The 18,610-nt window shown below is 39.2% G+C and carries 20 protein-coding genes; 1 reads left to right on the top strand and 19 read right to left on the bottom strand.

The features are described 5' to 3' along the window. Positions 1-46: 46 nt before the first annotated feature. From sdaAB to RCG21_RS11250, 3 genes are all read right to left on the bottom strand, one after another. Positions 47-709, bottom strand: coding sequence for an L-serine ammonia-lyase, iron-sulfur-dependent subunit beta (gene sdaAB, locus RCG21_RS11260; protein ID WP_133332470.1), 663 nt, complete (start codon positions 707-709; stop codon positions 47-49). Positions 710-835: 126 nt separating this feature from the next. Beyond that, positions 836-2,518 carry a DAK2 domain-containing protein gene (locus RCG21_RS11255; RefSeq protein WP_133332471.1) on the bottom strand — a complete coding sequence of 561 codons (1,683 nt, stop codon included), beginning with the start codon at positions 2,516-2,518 and terminating at the stop codon, positions 836-838. 35 nt (positions 2,519-2,553) lie between these two features. Beyond that, entirely contained in the window at positions 2,554-2,916 is a 363-nt protein-coding gene (locus RCG21_RS11250; RefSeq protein ID WP_026574843.1) for an Asp23/Gls24 family envelope stress response protein, read from the bottom strand. A gap of 289 nt (positions 2,917-3,205) precedes the next feature. On the opposite strand from RCG21_RS11250, the gene rpmB reads away from it, so the two are divergent. Beyond that, positions 3,206-3,394, top strand: a complete 189-nt coding sequence (gene rpmB / locus RCG21_RS11245; protein ID WP_007087786.1) for a 50S ribosomal protein L28 — start codon at positions 3,206-3,208, stop codon at positions 3,392-3,394. Between the two features lie 110 nt (positions 3,395-3,504). On the opposite strand, the gene spoVM is transcribed toward rpmB, so the two are convergent. From spoVM to RCG21_RS11165, 16 genes are all read right to left on the bottom strand, one after another. Next, positions 3,505-3,588: a stage V sporulation protein SpoVM gene (spoVM, locus tag RCG21_RS11240; RefSeq protein WP_035424179.1), complete on the bottom strand. Its 84-nt coding sequence runs from the start codon at positions 3,586-3,588 to the stop codon at positions 3,505-3,507. A gap of 83 nt (positions 3,589-3,671) precedes the next feature. Then, entirely contained in the window at positions 3,672-4,319 is a 648-nt protein-coding gene (locus RCG21_RS11235; protein ID WP_133332472.1) for a thiamine diphosphokinase, read from the bottom strand. A 56-nt stretch (positions 4,320-4,375) separates the two neighbouring features. Continuing rightward, a complete protein-coding gene (gene rpe, locus RCG21_RS11230; protein ID WP_308913170.1) occupies positions 4,376-5,020 on the bottom strand; it encodes a ribulose-phosphate 3-epimerase in 645 nt (214 codons plus the stop codon). 2 nt (positions 5,021-5,022) lie between these two features. Further along, on the bottom strand, positions 5,023-5,904 hold the full coding sequence (gene rsgA / locus RCG21_RS11225; protein WP_133332474.1) for a ribosome small subunit-dependent GTPase A: 882 nt from the start codon (positions 5,902-5,904) through the stop codon (positions 5,023-5,025). 75 nt (positions 5,905-5,979) lie between these two features. Continuing rightward, positions 5,980-7,953, bottom strand: coding sequence for a Stk1 family PASTA domain-containing Ser/Thr kinase (gene pknB, locus RCG21_RS11220; RefSeq protein ID WP_133332475.1), 1,974 nt, complete (start codon positions 7,951-7,953; stop codon positions 5,980-5,982). A 6-nt stretch (positions 7,954-7,959) separates the two neighbouring features. Continuing rightward, positions 7,960-8,709: a Stp1/IreP family PP2C-type Ser/Thr phosphatase gene (locus tag RCG21_RS11215; protein WP_133332476.1), complete on the bottom strand. Its 750-nt coding sequence runs from the start codon at positions 8,707-8,709 to the stop codon at positions 7,960-7,962. 6 nt (positions 8,710-8,715) lie between these two features. Further along, positions 8,716-9,807, bottom strand: a complete 1,092-nt coding sequence (gene rlmN / locus RCG21_RS11210) for a dual-specificity RNA methyltransferase RlmN (RefSeq protein ID WP_133332477.1) — start codon at positions 9,805-9,807, stop codon at positions 8,716-8,718. A 3-nt stretch (positions 9,808-9,810) separates the two neighbouring features. Beyond that, entirely contained in the window at positions 9,811-11,160 is a 1,350-nt protein-coding gene (rsmB, locus tag RCG21_RS11205) for a 16S rRNA (cytosine(967)-C(5))-methyltransferase RsmB (protein WP_133332478.1), read from the bottom strand. 1 nt (position 11,161) lies between these two features. Next, the gene (gene fmt / locus RCG21_RS11200) at positions 11,162-12,106 is read right to left on the bottom strand and encodes a methionyl-tRNA formyltransferase (protein ID WP_133332479.1); all 945 of its coding nucleotides are present in this window, start codon (positions 12,104-12,106) and stop codon (positions 11,162-11,164) included. Continuing rightward, positions 12,103-12,588 carry a peptide deformylase gene (gene def / locus RCG21_RS11195; RefSeq protein WP_133332480.1) on the bottom strand — a complete coding sequence of 162 codons (486 nt, stop codon included), beginning with the start codon at positions 12,586-12,588 and terminating at the stop codon, positions 12,103-12,105. Before def ends, fmt begins: the two co-directional genes overlap by 4 nt. A gap of 114 nt (positions 12,589-12,702) precedes the next feature. Further along, complete coding sequence (priA, locus tag RCG21_RS11190) at positions 12,703-15,114, bottom strand: primosomal protein N' (RefSeq protein WP_133332481.1); 2,412 nt, start codon at positions 15,112-15,114, stop codon at positions 12,703-12,705. After that, the gene (coaBC, locus tag RCG21_RS11185) at positions 15,101-16,321 is read right to left on the bottom strand and encodes a bifunctional phosphopantothenoylcysteine decarboxylase/phosphopantothenate--cysteine ligase CoaBC (protein WP_308913169.1); all 1,221 of its coding nucleotides are present in this window, start codon (positions 16,319-16,321) and stop codon (positions 15,101-15,103) included. The genes priA and coaBC overlap by 14 nt, the downstream gene beginning before the upstream one ends. Positions 16,322-16,538: 217 nt before the next feature. Beyond that, the gene (rpoZ, locus tag RCG21_RS11180) at positions 16,539-16,757 is read right to left on the bottom strand and encodes a DNA-directed RNA polymerase subunit omega (protein ID WP_133332483.1); all 219 of its coding nucleotides are present in this window, start codon (positions 16,755-16,757) and stop codon (positions 16,539-16,541) included. 1 nt (position 16,758) lies between these two features. Then, positions 16,759-17,373 (bottom strand): guanylate kinase, encoded by a 615-nt coding sequence (gene gmk / locus RCG21_RS11175; protein ID WP_133332484.1) that lies wholly within the window; start codon positions 17,371-17,373, stop codon positions 16,759-16,761. Between the two features lie 12 nt (positions 17,374-17,385). Then, the gene (gene remA, locus RCG21_RS11170; protein ID WP_133332485.1) at positions 17,386-17,649 is read right to left on the bottom strand and encodes an extracellular matrix/biofilm regulator RemA; all 264 of its coding nucleotides are present in this window, start codon (positions 17,647-17,649) and stop codon (positions 17,386-17,388) included. 60 nt (positions 17,650-17,709) lie between these two features. Continuing rightward, positions 17,710-18,585 carry a YicC/YloC family endoribonuclease gene (locus RCG21_RS11165; RefSeq protein WP_133332486.1) on the bottom strand — a complete coding sequence of 292 codons (876 nt, stop codon included), beginning with the start codon at positions 18,583-18,585 and terminating at the stop codon, positions 17,710-17,712. Positions 18,586-18,610 lie beyond the last annotated feature (25 nt).

The following is an 18,610-nucleotide window of genomic DNA, read 5'->3' as shown; positions in this document are numbered from 1 at the left end:
TTGTTTATTGTCCAGCTCCAGCACATAGGGGGCTGGAGCTTTTTGTTTAATCTACAATTTTAGTTGCTTTCAATATATTTGGGAGCTGTTCTAATTCGTTAATTAGTTTATCATCAATATTTTGGTCTACTTCAATCGTCATAAGGGCCAATTTCCCAACCTCTTTTCGAGAAACCTCCATATGTCCGATATTGATTTGATATTTGGCAAGTGTATTGGCAACGCTTGCAATCGTTCCAAATTTGTCATTATGAACCACTAAAATAGCTGGATGATTGCCTGATAGCTTTAGTTCGAAACCATTTAACTCGGTTATTTCAATTTTACCCCCGCCAATAGAGATACCAACAAGTTCAAGCTCCCCATTATGATCACCCAGAATGATTCGTGCTGTGTTTGGATGATCGGTTACCGCATCTTCCTCAATAAAACGAAGCTTCATTCCTTTTTCTTTCGCAATATCAATTGCATGAATAATCCGGACATCATCCGTATCAAAATCTAATAATCCACCAACGATGGCAACATCTGTCCCATGACCTTTATAGGTTTTAGCAAAAGAGCCATATAAGGAAATGTTCGCCCATTTCGGCTCTCTTCCAAACAAACTTCTCGCCACCCTGCCGATTCGCGCCGCTCCTGCCGTATGTGAACTTGATGGCCCTATCATAACAGGTCCAATAATGTCAAACACACTTCTATATTTCAAATGAGTTCTCTCCCTTATGTTTAAACTATCTATCGGTCAAAATTATTTTAAGAAAATTTTCAGAGGGACGATTCCATTCTTTGCACATAAAAAGAAGGGGTCTCCCCCTTCTATTGTATCTGTTCCTTATTCAATTGAAAAGATAAAAGAATATAATGGCTGAGCACCGTAGTGAATCTCAATTTCCACGTCTGGATACTGCCCTTTCACATATTCTGCAAGCATTTTCACTTCCGCTTCGGTTACATCTTCACCGTAAAGAATCGTCAGGATTTCTGAATCATCATCGAGCATTTTAACAAGCAGTTCTTCAGCCGCTTTAATTTTCCCTTTGTTTTTTACGATAATTTCCCCTTCGGCAATTCCCATGAAATCATCTTTTTCAATTTCTAAACCATCAATTTGCGTATCACGGACGGCAAATGTAATTTGTCCCGTTTTCACATGCTGCATAGCATCCTGCATTGCCGTATTATTCGTCTCTGCATCTGTGGAAGGATTAAAAGCTAATAATGCTGCTAATCCTTGAGGGACCGTTTTAGACGGAATCACATAGATGTCTTCTTCTGTAATATCTGCAGCCTGCTGTGCAGCCATAATAATATTTTTATTATTTGGTAATATATAGACCTTTTTTGCATTGACTTCCTTAACAGCTTTCACAATATCCTCGGTACTCGGGTTCATTGTCTGGCCGCCCTCAATTACTGCATTTGCTCCGATACTCTTGAATAATTCTGCAATACCGGAACCCATTGAAACTGTAACAATTCCAAATTCTGATTTTTCTTTTTGGATGTTTTGTTTATCAGAAACCAGCGGGGTATGAGTTTCACCGACAATATTGGAATGCTGCTGCCGCATGTTTTCTATTTTCATATTGATAAGGCTTCCATAACGTTGCCCGTAAGTTAAAACTTCTCCCGGCTTCTCAGAGTGGATATGCACTTTAACTAGTTCTTCGTCCGCAATGACGAGTAATGAATCTCCTAATTTGCTAAGATCCGTCCGAAACACTTCTTCTTTAAAGGGGTGTTTCACTGCCTTATCACTTTCAAATTTCACCATGAATTCGGTACAGTAGCCAAATACGATATCTTCTGTATTGATATGACCTTGTATACTCTTATGATGTTCGGCATTAACCATCTCATCCATTGAAGGAAGAGCGGCAGGTGAATCCGGAAGCTTTTCTCCTTTTAGTTCTGCTAAGAATCCTTCATAGACAAATACTAACCCTTGACCACCACTATCAACCACTCCGACTTCCTTCAAAACAGGAAGTAAATCCGGTGTCCGTTTTAAAGAAGCTTTCGCCTCCTTTAAAACCTCCTCCATAATTGTGATTACATCATCAGTTTTTTGAGCGGCCTGAACTCCCTTTTTTGCGGAATCCTTTGCAACTGTTAGAATTGTCCCCTCAACTGGTTTCATAACTGCTTTATAAGCTGTTTCAACCCCGGATTCTAATGCTTGCGCAAAATCCTTGCCCGAAATGTAGGGTTTAGTTTCAACCGCCTTGGCGAAACCACGGAATAATTGAGAAAGAATCACTCCTGAGTTCCCGCGTGCACCCATTAGTAATCCCTTTGAGAGAGCCACGCCTACCTTTCCAATATGTTCCTGAACATTATTTCTAACTTCCTTTGCCCCTGAGGTCATGGATAAGTTCATATTTGTACCGGTATCACCATCAGGCACGGGAAAAACGTTTAACGCATCAACCATTTTTGCATTTGCAGACAGGTGATTTGCTCCTTGTATCACCATTTCTGCAAAACGTTTTCCATCTAAAGCTGTTATTGACACAAACCTTCCTCCTTACAGAGGTTCGTAACACGAACTTATGGGTTCGTCACTCGAACTCCCTGAACGTAAATATTTACCGAGTCAACGGCAAGTCCAACAGTTTTATCGAGGGTGTATTTAACCTTTGATTGCACGTTGTGGGCAACCTCGGAAATTTTCGTTCCATAGCTGACAATTATATACATATCAATATGTACTTCCTCATTATCTTGGCGAACAATAACTCCACGTGTAAAATTCTCTTTTCTTAATATTTCCGTAAGACCGTCTTTAATTTGATTTTTTGAAGCCATACCGACGATTCCATAACAATCGATTGCTGCTCCTCCAGCGATGGTAGCGATTACTTCATTTGAAATATCAATTTGTCCGAACTTTGTTTTTAATTCAATGGACATGAATCGTTCCCCCTTTTGGAAATTGCTCCTTGACTACAGTCATTTTACTATAGTCGCTAGAATAATTAAAGTCATTCCTCATATTATGAGCTTTTAATAACAATGGATGTCAAGGAATTTTTCTTGAAACCTTTCCTAACAAGTATTGCAATCGTACGGGTTGTATGATAAATTATTAAGGTATCTTTAGGCTAGAAAATATGGCACGTCCATTTTTCTATATCCAGATGGAAGCATCTGAATATGTAAATGCTGTATAAAGCTTTTGGTGTTAAGGAGGGAAATCATTATGCCACGTAAATGTGTTGTAACTGGAAAGAAAACCACGACTGGTAACGCACGTTCTCACGCTATGAACGCTAACAAGCGTACATGGGGTGCTAACTTACAAAAAGTACGTATCCTTGTTGACGGAAAGCCTAAGCGTGTTTGGGTTTCTGCAAGAGCGTTAAGATCTGGTAAAGTAGAACGCGTTTAATAATGTTTTGATTGGGCATCCATTTAGGATGCCTTTTCTTTTTTAAAAATTTTCATACTTCCTTAAAACAAAAAGCACCCGTAAACGGGCGCTGAAAATTATAAATATCTCTATTCTTTTTTGTTAAAAGCCCCTATCATGGCTCGGACAAGTCCACCTAAAAATTTCGGCAGTTTAATGGTATAGAATTTCATATTGTCCCTCCTCAACGTCATCCACATCTCTTTTTTTCAAAAGCCCTTACCATATTATTCAATCGAATGAAATCAGTACCATCTTAATCATGACTTCTTATGATTATTAATATGCCTTCAGTAAATGAAAAAGTACCATATTCACTATTAAGTTCATTACTAATACATAGTGTGGACCCGAGGGAAATATGACGATTTTTTAATGGATATTTAAAGCCTTCAAGGGTAAGGTTTTCAACGTTTGGAGTAGCAGGAATAAACGAAATGTATTTTTTATCGGATCTTTTTTCAATTTGAAAGCTTCCCGGCCCCTTTACCCAAACCTCATTGAGTCGATCAATTATGTAAACAGATGTCTGATTTTTCTGTAATAAAGAGTGGAGTAATAATTGGACATTGGCAAATAAATGATCAAGCCTGCCCCCGGTTGCTCCAAATAGTCGGATTTTAACTGGGTTTTGTTTTAAAGCCCAGTCCAACGCCAGTTCCATATCTGTTTCATTTTTTTCCGGTTTAAACCGATTTAGATGATTTACTTTACTTTCGATAAAAACCAGTTCTTCGGGTGTAACCGAATCAAAGTCGCCAAAAGCAATTTCAGGAGTAATGTTTCGTTTTAATAGTTGATAAACTCCACGATCCACTCCTACCCATACCACATCTGATTCTGAAAAAAGGGCTAATTCGGGGAGTTCCTCTTCAGGGCCTCCAGCCAGGATATTGATAATCATACAAACAACCTTCTTTCCGGAAGCAAAAAGCCAGCTTTCGCCGGCTTCTCTCCTTACTAACCTCTAATTCTTGATATTGCTCTTGCATAGTCATCTTCATTATAGATCGCTGACCCTGCAACAAGGACATTTGCTCCTGCTTCAATGCAAAGTTTAGCGGTTTCAGGGTTTACTCCGCCATCAATTTCAATTTCAAGCTCCTGACCCTTATGCTCCGCTAGTTCTTTTACCTTTTTTATTTTAGGCAGAACCTCAGGAATAAATTTTTGCCCCCCAAAACCAGGGTTAACGGACATTAATAATACCATATCAACATCTGCAATAATATGCTGTATCGTCTCCACAGGAGTCGCTGGATTTAAAACAACCCCAGCTTTAACCCCTAAAGATTTGATATGATGGATGGTACGATGGAGATGACGGCAAGCCTCTACATGCACGGTGATAATATCTGCTCCCGCCTTTACAAATGTTTCGATATATTGGTCGGGATTTTCAATCATTAAATGGACATCAAGCGGCAGTTTTGTAACGGGACGAATTGCTTCAACAATTAAAGGACCAATCGTGATATTTGGCACGAAATGTCCGTCCATGACATCAACATGAATATAATCCGCTCCAGCTTTTTCTACCGCCAAAATTTCTTCTCCCAATTTAGAAAAATCCGCTGAAAGGATTGAAGGTGCAATTTTTACCATGGTTAGTACCTCGGCTTTCTCTCTTTAATTTCCTTTAGAAAATCCAAATAATGTTCATAACGATAGGTTGGAATTTCTCCTAAATCTACCCCGGCTTTCACCCCGCACTTTGGCTCACTTACATGAAGGCAGCCGCGAAATTTACAATTTTCACTCGCCTTTGCTATTTCGGGAAAACAAAAAGTCAAATCCTCAGCCTCTATATTGGTAAACTCCAATGAACTGAAACCAGGAGTATCAGCTATCAGCCCATTGCCGATTTTAATTAACTCAACATGCCTTGTTGTGTGCTTTCCCCTGCCAAGATGTGTTGAAATATCATTGGTTTTTAATTCGAGGTCTGGCCGCAGGACATTTAATAAGGATGATTTTCCTACACCCGATTGGCCGGCAAAAACAGATATTTTATTCTCAACATGCGGGTTTAGCCGTTCAATCCCCGTCTCTGTTTCCGATGAAGTAAGGATGACTTCATAGCCGGCCTTTTGATACTGCTCCGCATATTCCGAAATGGTTTGTAATTCTTCCTCTGTTGTAAGGTCCATTTTCGAAATACAAATAAGCGGCTGAATATGATTAAATTCAACCAGGACAAGAAAACGGTCTAATAAAGCTGTGCTAAAGTCTGGTTCAACCGCTGAAAAAACAAGAATAGCCTGATCTACATTTGCAATGGGCGGACGAATTAACTCATTTTTCCTTTGCTTTACCTCAAGGATATATCCTTCTAGATCATTTTCGGCTTGAAAAATGACTTCATCGCCAACCAAAGGGGTAATCTTATTTTTGCGAAAAACCCCTCTTCCGCGGCATTGAATTAGTTCTTCATTGTGAAGAACATAATAAAAACCACTTAATGCTTTGACAATTTTGCCTTCTGGCATAGCAACACTCCTTGCCTGTTCCTTACTTGTTCATATTAATGATTTTATAATCATGATTTATTCAAGTTACTCAGCTTATTGTTCCTCATCATCAGAGTATTTCCTATTTTCATCAATAATTACTTGGTTATCACGAATCACTTTATACCCTGCTTTTTTACCATAAGGAATTTCTAATTCAATCATTTTTTTTGTATCCTGGGTAATGGCAAAACTTTCAGCCGGTTCTGTCATACTATGATTCATATCTTCAATATAGATTCGAATCTCCTGTGGTGTACCCGGTGTTGCAGGTTCATATGGGATGTTCAATTCAATTGGAACATTCTTAGGCGGTTTTTCCTCTTGCCCCTTAGAGATAACGACAGAAATATGATCACCCTTCTGTAATTGTGCCCCTGGATCAGGCGATTGAGAAATAACCATACCTTCCGGGATCTTGTCATCATATCGTTCTTCCGAGGTATCAATGTCAAATCCTGACTCATCCGCATAGTCCTCTGCCGCTTTTTTTGTATATTGCCTCAAGTCTTTTAAAGTAATTCTCTCCGGTCCCTTACTTACCTCAAACTGCAGGACTGTTTCCTCAGGTACAATATTTTCTCCGCTACCGGGATTTTGGTTGATAATGGTCCCGGGGTCACTATCCGAATAAACTTCAGTTTTAAGGATATCTTTAAAGTTTTTACTTTCTAAAAATTGAACGACATCATTATATAGGCGCCCAGTATAATCAGACAGTTCATATTTTTCTTTTCCTGAACTAATATAAATCGTAACTTTTTGATTTTCTTTTACCGTATTTCCAGCCTCCGGGTCTGTTTTTATGACATGCCCTTCCACTACTTTTTCATCGGTTATTTCTATTTTTTCACCTGCTTGAAGACCTTCTAACTTAAGCTTTGAAACTGCATCATTAACATTCATTCCGCTAACATCCGGGATTTTAATATCTTTTGTAGATAATAGGCCTGGTAAAACTAAAAAAGAAAAAAGTCCAAGAAGTGCAAGTATAATAAAAGTAGAAATTAAGATAATCGGCCATTTTTTACGTTTCTTTTTGTCATTTCCAATTTTTACAGGTTCATTCGGTTTAATGGTATTTTTATCGGTATTATGGACTAATGTTTCATCAAGATTTTGATAAGGACGATCATTTGTAATGACCGGTATCGCCTTCGTTGCTTCCTCATCAATGGGGACAACAAATTTTCGCTCATTCATTCTTTCCGGGTTTAAAGCGGTTCTTAGATCCTCCTCCATTTCTTCTACACTGTTATAGCGGTGGAAAGGATCCTTTGCTGTTGCTTTTAAAACAATATTTTCAACACTTTGAGGGATGTTTGCATACCATCTGCGAACCGAAGGAGTTTCCGATTGAAGATGCTTCAAAGCAATTGAAACAGCCGACTCACCCGAAAATGGCAGTCTTCCAGTTAATAATTCAAACATCACAATACCAAGTGAATAAATATCTGATTTCCGGTTCGCCATGCCGCCTCTAGCCTGTTCCGGTGATAAATAATGAACAGAACCTAAAACAGAGTTTGTTTGCGTAATACTGGTAGCACTTAACGCCATCGCAATCCCAAAATCTGTGATTTTTACATTCCCATTTCGATCAATTAAAATATTATGTGGTTTAATATCCCGGTGAATAATATGATTTTGATGGGCATGGGAAATTGCCGAGGTCAATTGTTTCATGATATCAATTGCCTCTTCCATATGAAGTGCTGACCGTCCCTGTATGTATTGCTTTAATGTTTGGCCATCTACATATTCCATGACTATATAATAAATGGAATCTTCTTCACCTACATCGTAAATACTAACGATATTGGGATGGACTAGACTGGTTGCGGATTGGGCTTCTCGATGAAATCGACGAATAAATTCCTCATCATTGGCAAAATCAAGACGCAGGATTTTGACTGCAACATCGCGATCTAAAATCATATCATGCGCTAAATAAACATTTGCCATTCCACCTCCGCCGATCATTTCAAGGATCTTATAGCGGCCGCTTATTCTTTTCCCAATAATCATTTATTTTCACCCTCTTTCATTCTCATCATCGAACGCTACTATGATTAGGGTGATATTATCTTCGCCGCCATTATCATTGGCTATTTTAATAAGTGTTTCTGCTTTTTCCTCTAGAATTTCTTCATTTTGGAGAATTTGAATCATTTCCTGTTCTTTTACTTTATTTGACAGACCATCTGAGCATAAAAGAAGGAAATCACCTTCCTCAAACATGATTGTTTTGAAATCAATTTTTATCTCCTGCTCTGTTCCTAAAGCCCTAAGGATTACGTTCTTTCTTGGGTGATGTTCTGCATCTTCTTTTGAAATCTGCCCAGAGCGGACCAATTCATTTACTAGTGTATGATCCTCTGTCAACTGTTGAAATCCGCTCTCATTTAAAATATACGACCTGCTGTCTCCGACGTGTGCAACGGATGTAAAACGATCTGTCGCAATAATTGCCTCGATGGTCGTTCCCATCCCCTCACACTCCGGATTATTTTTTGAATGCTCAAACAACAGCTTATTCACTTGATTAATATGCGTTTTAAGCCACTCTTCGGCCTGATCCGCTGTTTGTAATCCTTCTGCTTGCTCCCATAAATCCTTTAGGTGCCGAACGGTCATTTCACTGGCTATATCACCAGCCAAGTGGCCGCCCATCCCATCTGCTACAATCGCAAGAAAGTGCCCATCCTTATTTTGAAAAACGCCGCCATTATCTTCATTATTTTGACGAACTCTACCTTGATCGGTTTTAAAAAAAGCTTTCACTTATCTTCACCTCGTCTCCTCTTTCCGCTCCTTTGCACGAAGTTGTCCACATGCTGCATCAATATCATGACCGTGCTCTCGGCGAATTGTAACATTTATTCCACGCTTTTTAAGCGTTTTTTCAAAGGCAAAAATTTGATTTTTTGGAGTACGGACATAATCACGTTCCGGAACATAGTTAACAGGGATAAGATTTACATGGCATTTAATCCCCTTTAACAATGAAGCAAGTTCTTCAGCATGTTCTACAGAATCATTGACACTGCCAAAAAGTCCGTATTCAAAGCTGATCCGTCTTCCCGTCTTATCGATATAATACCGTACCGCTTTCATTAAGTCATCAAGTTTATATGCTTTATTGATTGGCATTAATCTCGATCTTAATTCAGTATTTGGGGCATGCAGGGAAATAGCAAAATTAATCTGCATATCTTCATCAGCAAATTGATAAATTTTCGGAATAATTCCGCTAGTGGAAACGGTAATGTGACGTGCACCAATATTCAAACCTTTATCATGATTAATGATTTTAAGGAAGGAAAGCATGTTATCATAATTATCAAACGGTTCTCCAATCCCCATAATCACAACCGAACTTACTCTTTCATCTGTTTCATCAAGTGCCTGCTGCACATTTACAACCTGCGCAACGATCTCTCCTGCTTCTAAATGTCTTTTTAACCCGCCAAGCGTCGATGCACAAAAGGTACAGCCGATTCGGCATCCTACCTGTGTGGTAACGCAAACCGAGTTCCCGTAGTCATGCCGCATGAGCACTGTTTCGATGGAATAGCCATCATGCAGTTCAAATAAAAATTTAATCGTGCCATCAGATGATGTTTGTTGAATAACGGTTTTTAATGTGGTGACAACAAAATGATGTTCGAGTTTTTCCCTCAGATCTATTGATAAATTACTCATCTCTTCAAACGAGGTAATTCGTTTTTTATATAACCAATCAAAGATTTGCTCTGCTCGAAATGGCTTTTCTCCGTTTTCTGAGAGCCATTCCTTTAATTCATGGAGCTGCAAAGAATAAATAGATGTTTTTTTGTTGTCCAATGTTGTTTGAGTCTTAGTTGTTTTTAGTTGTTCCAACGGTTACCCCTTCTTTCTTAAAACTGAAATATAAAAGCCATCCGATCCGAAATCCTGTGGGAAGATTTGTAAATCAAAACCAGTAATCAAAGGTTGAATGGCTTCGGGCATACGGTCTTTAAAGGTCATATCTCCCGCAAAATCGGGATGATCCTGTAAAAACGTCTCTAATGTCTTCTCATTTTCCTCTTTATCAACAGTACAGGTACTATAGACTAGGATTCCACCTTTTTTCACTAAAGGTGAAACAGCATTTAATAATGTTTGTTGAATCTTGCTTAAATGTAGGATATCCTCTTCTTTTTTCGTATATTTCATATCAGGTTTTCTTCTGATTACACCTAGACCTGAGCATGGTGCATCCAGTAAAATCCGATCAAATGATTCTGCAGGATATTCTTCTCCAACACCCCTTGAATCCATTACTATTGTTTTAATATTACCCAAACGTAAACGCTTAGCATTGTCTTGAATTAATTTAACTTTATGTTCATGCAAATCAATCGAATATATAACACCTGTACTTTGCATTTTTTCAGCAATGTGTGTACTTTTCCCACCTGGGGCTGCACAAGCATCTAAAATTTTCTCATTTTCTTTAGCACCTAAAGCATAAGCAGCAAGCATTGAGCTTTCATCTTGAATCGTAAGCTTACCCGTCTGAAAAGCTTTTGATGAGGCTAAGTTTCCCTTCAATGAGCGAATCGCTTCCGGAATAATCGGACTCTTTTCAATTAGGAATCCTTCCTCATCAAGTTCCTCGATACATTCTCTAACGGTGGTTTTTGTCAGATTAACTCTTGCCGTTTGTAATGGAGCCAAGACGTTCATTTCACACATTTCTCTTGTTTTTTCATAGCCAAATTGGTCCACCCATCTAGAAACAAGCCATGCTGGATGACTTGTCTCGATAGAAAGCCGCTCTATTGGATCATTAATCTCGTCAAGGGCTGAAAGACCTTCGCGTTGGATACTGCGAAGTACACCATTTACCAAACCGGCGATTCCCTTGTGGCCGCGCTTCTTAGCAATTTCAACTGCTTCATGGATTGCTGCCCGATCCGGAATTTTATCAAGGTAAACCATTTGGTATAGCGTCAATCTTAAAAGATGCGGCACCCAGTTTTCTAGTTTCTTGCTATTTTTAATAAAGGGTTTTAAAAAGAAATCCAACGCCATTTTTCTTTGAAGCGTTCCATAGGTTAATTCTGTTAATAGCCCTATATCTATAGAAGGTATTTGATTTTTCTCAATTGTACTATTTAATAATAAGTTGCTGTAAGCTTGATTTTTTTCTATTGCTGCCAGCAAATCCATTGCAGCTTCACGCACATTTTTTCTTTTTGATGTCATATTACTCTCCAAGTCTCACGCCAGTGGAAATTTTTGAACCTGCTCCTCGTAAAAAATCTTTACCCGTCATTTTTGTTTTACCGGAAGGCTGAAGTTCAGTTATTTTAATCGCGGTTTTATTTCCGGTACTAACCACTAAACCATCCGGTTCGATTCCGACGATTAAACCAGGTATCTCACTTTTCGTACCAGATACCTTTTCAGCCTCCCAAATCTTAAGAACTTGGCCATTCATCAATGTAAAAGCAACCGGCCAAGGATTTAAACCGCGAATATGATTATAGATTTCTTCCCCTGTTTTGCCCCAATCAATTTTTTCCTGCTCACGTTTTATGTTGGAGGCAAAGCTCGCTGCAGCATCCTCTTGCGGAATCGGAGTAAGATTGTCTGCTAACAACTTTGGAATTGTTTCTGATAGGAGGTCCGCACCTGCTTTACTTAATTTGTCGTGGAGTGTACCCACATTGTCTTCATCCGTTATTGGGACTTCGACTTGCGTTAAGATATCTCCGGCATCAAGTTTTTCCACCATATACATTATCGTAATTCCCGTTTTCTTTTTTCCTTGAATAATCGCATAGTGAATGGGAGCACCACCGCGAAGTTCCGGAAGCAGGGAAGCATGAACATTAATGCACCCTAGTGATGGAGCTTCTAAAAGTGCTTTTGGTAAAATTTGTCCAAATGCTGCAGTAACAATTAAGTCCGGCTCAAGTGCCAGAATTTTTTCAAGTTCTTCTTTTTCTCGGATTCTTTCAGGCTGATACACTGGAATTTTATGCTTTAATGCCTCTACTTTCACAGGCGGAGGAGTTAACACTTTTTTTCTGCCAACAGGGCGGTCCGGCTGAGTCACCACCCCAATAACTTCATAGCCATCATCGATGATTCGGCGCAATACTGGTACGGAAAAATCAGGCGTACCCATAAAAACAATTTTGGTCATTCCGGTTCTACTCCTTTTAACTCTTCTTCCTCAAGATATCTGATGACCTTTGAAGTGAACAAAACTCCATCAAGATGATCCATTTCATGCTGAATCGCCCGGGCAAGGAATCCTTCTGCTTCAAACGTATACTTTTTCCCTTTTCTATTTAAGGCTTCTATCTTTACATAATTAGCTCTTGTGACATCTCCAAAAAGGCCTGGAAAACTTAAACAGCCTTCAGGTCCTGTTTGTTCCCCGTTGGCCTCTATGAGCCTTGGATTAATCATTTCAATCGTTCCATGTTCATCATCAATATCAACAATGGCTATTCTCACGTCAAGACCTATTTGCGGGGCTGCCAGCCCAACTCCATCATATTGAATCATTGTATCATACATATCATCCAGTAATTTTCCAAGCTTCCGGTCAAACTTTATGACAGGTTTACAAGGCTGCTCTAAAATTTCTGCAGGGTAATTTACAATTTTACGTATTGTCAAATCTGTTCCTCCCTATATTTGGTTGTATATAGGATAAAAAATAAGAATATTATTACTACTTATTTTCACCAAAAGTTTCTATTCATAATCGAAAACGTCATATAATCAAGCAGCCTACATCAAAATAAACGGATTTAAATCAATCGAGACTTGTAATCCATGGGCCATATCTTTTTGATATTGATCAAGAATTGTTTTAAGCGTTCTAGAAAGGTCTTTCTCCCGCTTGTATTTTATCAAACATTGATAGCGATATCTATTATTAATACGGGGAATAGGCGAGGCAGTCGGTCCTAAAACAACCGTTTCATTCGATACCCGTGAGCGGACATAACCTGCAATTTTCTCCGTTACTGAAACGACTGTCATCAACTGCTCATGACTGACGGTAATAAGGGTTAAATAGTAAAATGGCGGGTAATGATGAACTTTTCGAACCATCATTTCTCTATTGTAAAAAAGATCATAATCCTGAGTACCCGCAAGTTCAACACTATAATGCTCTGGGGTATAGGTTTGAATAATTACCTCTCCAGGCAATTTGTGCCTACCTGCCCTCCCGCTAACCTGTGTTAGTAACTGAAAGGTTTTCTCAGAGGAGCGGAAATCGGGAAGATGAAGCATCGTATCAGCTGAAAGGACGCCAACAAGCGTAATGTTGGGAAAATCAAGTCCCTTTGCTATCATTTGCGTCCCTAAAAGAATATCGGCTTTTCCATCCTGAAACTCTTGTAAAAGTTTTTCATGTGCCCCTTTTCGGCCGGTCGTATCTACGTCCATACGAATAATTCTTGCCTCAGGCAGAATTTTTCCGAGTTCTGCCTCCACTTTCTGAGTACCAGTCCCAAAATACCGGATATGTTCACTTAAGCATTCCGGACATTGCTTCGGTACATAGCTTTCATATCCACAATAGTGGCATTTCATTTGTTCACTTGCACGATGGTAGGTTAAGGATATATCGCAATTCGGACAATTAATTACATAACCACAATCCCGACACATCACAAACGATGAATGTCCTCGTTTATTTAAAAATAAAACTGATTGTTGCTTTTTTTCTATACGATCCTTCAACTTATCGAATAAGCTTCGTGAAAACATAGAACGATTTCCTTCCCGCAATTCCTCGCGCATATCAATGATTTCCACTGATGGAAGGGCTTGATTATTCATCCTGCTTGGAAGTGACAAGAGCTTATACACCCTTTTCTGAGCACGGGCAAATGATTCCAAAGAGGGGGTAGCACTTCCGAGTACGACCGGACAATTATAGGTTTCCGCACGTTTAATGGCAACATCACGCGCATGATAACGCGGCATGTCCTCCTGCTTATAACTTGTTTCATGTTCCTCATCGATAATGATAATTCCCAGGTTTTCAAAAGGAGCAAAGATGGCTGATCGTGCTCCGACCACTACACTCACTTCACGGCGTAAAATTTTCCGCCATTCATCGTATTTTTCTCCGGCTGACAATCCGCTGTGCATAACCGCGACAAGATTTCCAAACCTTCCTTTGAAGCGATTCACCATTTGCGGAGTGAGCGCTATTTCAGGCACAAGGACAATCGCTTCTTTTCCCTTTTCAAGGCAATCCTGAATCGATTGCAGATAGATTTCGGTTTTACCACTACCGGTAACACCATAAAGTAAAAAAACCTCATGCTGATCTTCATTGATAGAATTTAAAATCGGCCCAATAGCTTTCTGCTGGTGCTCAGTTAACGGTAAGCTGAAAGTCCGTTCAAATGTTCGATGCTCAAATGGGTCTCGATAAACTTCTGCATCCCTTTCAAAAAGAATTTTCTTTTCAATTAATGCATTGACTGTGCTCTTAGTGGTATGTAAGTCATCCAATAATTGTTTTAGTTCAATTTCACGATAGTTTTCAATAAAATACCTGAGTACTTCTTTTTGCTTTGCGGCCCTTGCCGGTATTTGTGCCATTTCAGCTGTTAATTCAGGTAGAGGAAGCAATGGTCGGATCATTTTAATTTGTTTTTTTTTGAGTTTACCCTTTACCTCATAGATCACCTCAAGATGGCCTTTCGCCGCTTCCCGCTGAAGCTTAGGTACAATCCCGGACTTTAATGCCTCGTCCCAATGAATAGTTCCGTCTTGATGAAAGAATAGCGGAAGAGGCTCCGGTAAATCATTAAGCTTGGTCCTGCTGGCAAGTTTTACTTTTTTCTGATATTTTGCTTTTAAAGCTGCGGGCAGCATCGCTTGATACGCAAAAATCTTAAAACAAAGAGTGTGTTCCGTCAGCCAGTTTCCAAGCTCCAGTAATTCTTTATTTAAAACCGGTTCAAGGTCCATCGGCTCACATATTTCTCTCAACTGTTTAAATTCTGATTGGTTTTTCAGCTCCGTTACAAACCCTTGTATCTTTCTGGGACCAAATGGAACAATTACCCTCATTCCCGGTTGTATAGTATCCTTCCATTGGTCCGGAATTAAATAATCAAAAGGCTTATCAGTTTGTTTTGTCGGGACATCGACAATAACACTAGCAATTTTCATTTTCAGCCAAGTCCTTTAGTATCGAGGAAATTTCTTCAATAATTTTTTCAGCAACGGCTTGTTTAGACATGATTGGCAATTCCTTAACCGTTCCGTCCCGTTTAAACAGCGTGACAATATTCGTTTCTGTTCCAAACCCCGCGCCCTCTGCCTTAACATTATTGGCAACAATTAAATCTGCATTTTTGCTATATAATTTTTTGCGGGCATATTCCTCTACATTATTGGTTTCAGCAGCAAAGCCAATCAGTACCTGCTTATTTTTCCTTTTTCCAAGCTCAGCTAAAATGTCCTTGGTCCTTTCAAGTTCAATTACCGCGTCCCCCGGTTGTTTTTTAACCTTTTGTTCATGGATCATTTTTGGGCGGTAATCGGCAACTGCAGCCGTTTTAACCACAACATCGGCATCGTCAAAAAACCGGAGTGCTGCCTTGTACATTTCCTCCGCGCTTTCTACTTTTACTACCTTTATTCCAGCAGGATCTGGCAAGAAAACCGGTCCGGAAATCAGAACCACCTTTGCTCCATTTTTTCTAGCCTGTTCTGCAAGAGCATAACCCATTTTTCCTGTCGAGTGATTCGAAATAAACCGGACCGGATCAATTTTTTCCCTTGTCGGCCCTGCAGTAATGACTACGTTTTTCCCCTTAAGTAAGGGAGCGTCTTTTTGAAAATACAACTGTAGCAACTCTACTATTTTTTCAGGCTCTTCTAAGCGTCCTTTTCCAATATAACCGCAGGCAAGATAGCCTTCACTTGGTTCAATAAACTGATACCCATACTCCGCTAAAATAGCGAGATTTTTTTTCACAGCCGGATGGTCATACATATGTACGTTCATGGCCGGTGCAATCCATACAGGTGCTTGCGTTGCTAATAATGTAGTTGTCAGCATATTGTCCGCAAGTCCATTTGCAAGCTTTGCGATTGTATTGGCGGTTGCAGGTGCAAGGAGAATCAGGTCCGCCCAATCTGCAAGATTGATATGGGCTATAACACTTGGGTCTTTTTCATCAAAAGTATCTATATAGACTTCATTCCGTGATAATGCCTGAAAGGTTAATGGGGTTACAAATTTTGCAGCAGACTCACTCAAAATCACTTTCACCTGTGCGCCTGCCTGTACTAATTTGCTTGTTAAGGCAGCAGCTTTATATACAGCTATTCCCCCTGAAACACATAATACGATTTTTTTATCCTGTAACATAAAGAACCCCCGCTTCTATTCCACACTTTGTCATTTCTTTTATTATGCTAGAAAACCGTTAATTTTTCATCTATTTCCTCTTTTTTTCAACAAAATGCGACATTGTTTTAAAAATAACTTGACCTTTAACACTCCCAAAATAAAAAAGCCTGACACATAAGGAGTCCCTTTGCCGTCAGACCTTCTTTTTATGATTTCCTTAAGGAATAAATCTAAATTATTCCGCTGAAGTTTCAGCTTTTTTGGAAATGCGGTAAGTAAGTTCACCACTATATATTTCCTCAAGCGCTTTTCCCACAAACTTATAGGAAACATATTTAGGTAATTTTTCATTTCTTGCTTGCTGCATAACTCGGGCACGTTTTGCCGCCACAGAAACAAGCGAATATTTTGAGTCAATTTTTTCAAGTAATGAATCAATAGAAGGATATAACATTCTATTCAACCTCCAGCAATTTTTTATAGCGATGCTCTACTCGTTCTCTGCGACAATGTTCTGCCATAATAATGGCCTTAACTCGTTCACAAGCGAGCTCAACCTGATTATTTTCCACAACATAATCGTATAATTCCATCATTTCAATTTCTTCCCGTGCAGACAGCATACGATTATGAATTAAGTCCTCTGTTTCGGTTCCGCGTGTCACAATCCGGTTTTTTAATTCAGATAGACTTGGCGGCATTAAAAAGATAAATAATCCTTCCGGAAATTTTTCACGGACCTGGCGGGCACCTTTTACTTCAATTTCCAAAAAAACATCTTTTCCAGAATCAAGTGTTTCTCTCACATAATCTACAGGTGTACCATAATAATTCCCGACAAACTCGGCATATTCCAATAACTTCCCTTGGTCGATTAATTTTTCGAATTCTTCCCGTGACTTAAAGAAATAATCGACTCCATCTACCTCACCTTCACGAGGCTTGCGAGTTGTCATGGAAATGGAGTATTCAAAGGCATTACCAGGATGTGAAAAAATTTCCCTTCGGACCGTACCTTTCCCTACCCCTGATGGCCCCGAAAGTACGATAAGCAATCCTTTTTCCTGCATATTTCTTACATCCTACCCTTCATCAATAATTTCATCACGGTCGGCTAATCGATGTGCCACCGTTTCTGGCTGGACCGCTGATAAAATAACATGATCGCTATCCATCACAATCACAGCACGTGTACGTCGTCCATATGTTGCATCAATCAAGGAGCCACGATCGCGGGCATCCTGAATTATTCTTTTTATTGGAGCAGATTCCGGACTAACGATCGAAATAATTCGATTGGCCGAAACAATATTTCCATATCCAATATTAATCAATTTAATTAACATGTCTCTCATCCAATCATTAATAATATATTTTGACCGTGGAAATCCTTTTCTAAACAGGTACTACTCGATATTTTGAACCTGTTCCTTTAATTTTTCAAGCAAACTTTTGATTTCCACTACCTTCTTGGCAATGCCCGCATCATTTGCCTTGGATCCGATTGTATTTGCTTCTCTATTCATTTCCTGCACAAGGAAGTCAAGTTTTCTGCCAATAGGTTCCTGTTCATTTAGTGTTTGAATGAATTGACCGATATGGCTTTTTAGACGTGTAATTTCTTCATTAATATCTGCCTTATCGGCAAATACAGCAACTTCTGTTAGAATCCTTGTTTCGTCTATTTGACCCTTTACCAGCTCTTCCATTCGTTTCATTAGCCGCTCTTGATAGTTTTGAAGAACTAATGGAGCAAACTCTTGAAGTGCACCTATATTTTTCTCTAATTGAGTTAGTGCGGAGAGCAAGTCCTTTTTAAGTTCCTCCCCTTCAGCCTGCCTCATTTGTTTTAATAAAATGACAGCTTCCTCTGTTGCAGTGAGGACTAAATTTTCAAGCTCTTCATTCCCTGATTCACTTTCTTCAATATGTATAAGTTCACTATTATTTAGTAAATCCTGAAGGGTTACCTTTCCATCAAGCTCATACTTTTCACGGGCACTATTAATAAATTGGTAATATTCCTCTATTAATTTCCAGTCAACATGGATTTTGCGGGTAACAGCACTTTCCCCTTCGATGGTCACATAAACCTCAACTCTACCGCGGCGGATATGCTGATTTAATTTTTTCTTCATCTTATCTTCAATTTTCAAAAGCTGCCTTGGCATTCGAATATTAAATTCACAAAATCGGTGGTTAACGGTTTTCACCTCAACATTTACTGAAAATGCCCCCGATTCCTTTTTACTTCTTCCAAAGCCTGTCATGCTAATAACCATTCTGTATACACATCCAATCATATGT

Source organism: Bacillus salipaludis, assembly GCF_030938565.1.
GTDB lineage: Bacteria > Bacillota > Bacilli > Bacillales > Cytobacillaceae > Neobacillus > Neobacillus salipaludis_A.
This window is presented reverse-complemented; position numbering and strand designations above follow the sequence as displayed.